Origin of the sequence: Niastella sp. (assembly GCF_045805085.1) — a bacterium.
GTDB lineage: Bacteria > Bacteroidota > Bacteroidia > Chitinophagales > Chitinophagaceae > Niastella.
Genome location: NZ_JBJMLX010000098.1, coordinates 1 through 3364, shown reverse-complemented (window position 1 = coordinate 3364; position 3364 = coordinate 1). Strand labels below are relative to the sequence as shown.

Genomic DNA, 3364 nt, shown 5'->3' with positions numbered 1-3364 from the left:
TTGTTCCTACATTTGTTTCCTTGCCCACTGTTACCGATACATTATTAATAGTTGTATCCTGGTAACCATTGCCGGCATTAACATATACAGAATAAGTTCCGGTATTTAAACCACGCACTTTCCACTGACCATCTATCCATGGCAATGCATAGGCAGTATCAGTAGCATTATATACGGTTACAATCGATTTTGAATCACCAGGCTTAACAACACCTTTGACAGAACCTGATTCTTTAACAATAAAGGCGCGAATGAATGGCACCAGGTTAAACTGACCATTGCGCAAACGAACTATAGAACGGCCGCAATCAAAGTCGAGCCACAGACGGTAGTGACCATTGGCAAGGTTTTCCCACTCATTACCAAACAGCTTGATGGTGATGGATTGGCCACTCAATAAATTCAGCGGATAATTTACACTATCTTTTACAATAGAGTTGTTGGTACCCAGCGTAATAACAATTCTTCTGATAGTACCATCGTTTACCATACCGCCGGCCAACAGGGTATCGAGACCGTTACGTAAAGACAGCAGATCGTATACTCCTGGCTTTATGGTCAGCGAATCCCAGACTTTACACTTAACACTATCATCATCGCGGCGTCTGCGGCTTTTATCGCAGGTATCAACCAATACCTTTACTGATTTGATGTCGATGTTCACCTTGTCAAAAAAATCAGTGGGCCCATCCGTAAGATAGAGACTCAGCTCTTGTTTACCGGAAGGCACCGTTGAACTATCTGACTTATCCTTGGAACACGCATAAAAAACGATTGCACCTGTAGCCACAATCATTACATACTTAAACAGGTTTCTCATTGATTTCATATACGAATGGTTTGTTTTGAATCAAAAACATTTCAACAGAGGTTTAACAATTTTCGTGCCTTTGTTATTAAAATTTTCAACTATAAATGTTTGCACCTACCCAACGTTATTACTCGTGTAACGTACACGTAATAAATCACTTCCGATTCACAAACGATTAACAAAAACTGCATTAAACCTTTTAAAAAACCATCAGTCTAACCCCTTCCCTAATCAGGTTATTTTTATATTTTTTTAGTCCACCTTTTTTGTAGACTTGTTATTTTGGTGTATCATTGTGATGAATTACACCACCATGCAACTATATTATTCAAAAGAACGATGTTGACGATGTATTACTGAACAGGGGATACATTTTATAACCATCAATTATTGTCGCATGAATCGCATACATCGCAATAGCTGGCTGATTGCGTTGCCAGCCTTCATTTTGCATACATCAGAAATTTATCCGGAACGGCCACATACGATAGCCGGCGCTGTAAAGAACAGCGCTACTGATAAATACATCGAGAATGTGTATATCTATATTACATCAGGGGAAGAAGAAGCGCTTTCCAATAATAAAGGAGCATTCACTATTTCAACCTGGCAGGACCTGCCGGTTACCCTTGTGATTGAACACCCGGTATATAAAAAAAAGAAGATCCGCATCACAGATGCATCGCAATATCAGCTTATTAATCTAGACCCAAAACCATAAAGTTAATTATCCGCACCAATCATTACCGGCTATGAAATTAAACCTGCTTGCATTGGCAGTACCTTTTTTTGTTGTGTTCATGGCATTGGAGTTTTTCATTGCCCGCCAAAAGAAGAAGCCCATTTTTAACCTCCATCACTCCATTGCCAACATCAGCGTAGGCATTGCAGAGCGATTGCTGGATGTGTGGGTAACCGGTTTGTTCTTTTTCATATACGATTATCTGCAAAAGCACTTTGGCTTGTTCCATATTCAACCAGGCGTCCTGTTGTGGATCGTGTTGTTGCTGTGCACCGATTTTCTTTGGTACTGGTACCACCGGCTGGCGCACGAAGTGAACCTTTTCTGGGCGGTACATGTGGTGCATCACCAAAGCGAGGATTTTAATTATACAGTGTCGGCGCGTATTACGGTTTTCCAGGCTTTTGTTAGAACCGGTTTCTGGGCCGTGTTACCTGTACTGGGTTTTCCGGCATCGATGATCACCAGTATTTTATTGGTGCACGGGTTATACCCTTTCTTTATACATACCCAACTGATCGGGAAACTGGGTTTGCTGGAATACATCCTGGTAACCCCATCGCACCACCGCGTTCACCATGCCAGTAACGAAAACTACCTCGATAGAAATTATGGCGATGTGTTCATTATATGGGATAAGCTGTTTGGTACTTTTCAGAAAGAAGAGGATGATGTGCCCATTCAATACGGATTAACCCATCCGTTGAACAGTTACAGTTTTTTGTGGCAGCATTTTCATTTCATTGCCGAACTGATACTGGCAGCCCGCAAAACCAAAGGAATAACAAACAAGGCAAAGCTGATCTTTGGCCGGCCGAACCTGGTAGATCAACGCTTTCGGGAACAGGCGGAGGATAGGCTGCTGGTGCAAAAAAATGATATCCCGGTCGACAAACCCCTGAACCGGTACGTAATATGGCAGGTGGCAGGAAGTATTGTGTTGTTGTTTGTATTCATTCTGTTCGAAAAATACCTGCCCATCCACCAACAGGTGCTCATTACCATTGCATTGTTACTTACCCTGATTAATTGTGGCGCTATTATGGAACAAAAAAAGTGGGTGGTGTACCTGGAGTTCTTACGATTGGTAACAGTTACTATTGGCGTTATGATCGCCTATTCAACCTGGAGGTACAGCATATTGCTGTTTCCGGCTGCAGCCATCCTGTTCACCTGGTATTTCGATGGTATCCGGAATTGGTACTTAAGGTGGGTATACTGGCGGGAATAATATACGAGTTACGTGGCCGAGCGGAGAGGCGGAGGCTAGCAAACCCTCTTACGGTGGTTCGATCCCACCCGTAACTGCTGTTTTTCATATGGCAAGCAATCATTCATTCATTCATTCATCAAGGCGGTGTTTCTACACTGCCTTCTCTTTTGTTTCCGGGCATAAAAAAACCCCGACGAAATCGGGGCGTATGAACAGGCAATCGTTATAATTTTCAATGATGTATCAAAGTTTCTTTTTTCTTGCCAATCAAACAAGTGTTAGTCACGAATTTCCAGGTAGCCGACCCCTTACCAAACAATATTATAAAATATTACATATTTACTTTTAGTATTTAATATTTATTTCTTAACGCTCTTTCTGCTTTACCGGTTATTAAATTTTCGTTAACCTTACTTAATTACGATCAAACATCGTGAATAAGTGACTTTAAATTGACAGATCATAAAATGATATAAGTCGGAAAAAAAATTAATCTTTTTTTGAAAACCGTGCTTTTACGGGTATTCCTGAGTTAAAAACGGGGCTAAATTTTTAATAGGTGTCCTGATATTTTGTTAGTCGTTTTTTGTTAGAGTGT

The 3364-nt window shown here is 41.0% G+C and carries 3 protein-coding genes and 1 tRNA gene; 3 read left to right on the top strand and 1 reads right to left on the bottom strand.

What is annotated here, in order from left to right:
* Nucleotides 1-829 (bottom strand): DUF4382 domain-containing protein (locus tag ACJ751_RS04810; protein ID WP_407744238.1); only part of this gene is annotated, 829 nt, incomplete at its 3' end.
* Between the two features lie 379 nt (nucleotides 830-1208).
* On the opposite strand from ACJ751_RS04810, the gene ACJ751_RS04805 reads away from it, so the two are divergent.
* From ACJ751_RS04805 to ACJ751_RS04795, 3 genes are all read left to right on the top strand, one after another.
* Nucleotides 1209-1532 carry a carboxypeptidase-like regulatory domain-containing protein gene (locus tag ACJ751_RS04805; protein WP_407744237.1) on the top strand — a complete coding sequence of 108 codons (324 nt, stop codon included), beginning with the start codon at nucleotides 1209-1211 and terminating at the stop codon, nucleotides 1530-1532.
* A gap of 31 nt (nucleotides 1533-1563) precedes the next feature.
* Nucleotides 1564-2784 (top strand): sterol desaturase family protein, encoded by a 1221-nt coding sequence (locus ACJ751_RS04800; RefSeq protein ID WP_407744236.1) that lies wholly within the window; start codon nucleotides 1564-1566, stop codon nucleotides 2782-2784.
* A gap of 6 nt (nucleotides 2785-2790) precedes the next feature.
* Nucleotides 2791-2861 (top strand) — tRNA-Cys (locus tag ACJ751_RS04795).
* Nucleotides 2862-3364 lie beyond the last annotated feature (503 nt).

What these genes read in the sequence shown, in the direction of transcription:
- ACJ751_RS04805 (WP_407744237.1), top strand. Translation starts at nt 1,209, where the DNA reads ATGAATCGCATACATCGCAATAGCTGGCTGATTGCGTTGCCAGCCTTC.
- ACJ751_RS04800 (WP_407744236.1), top strand. Translation starts at nt 1,564, where the DNA reads ATGAAATTAAACCTGCTTGCATTGGCAGTACCTTTTTTTGTTGTGTTC.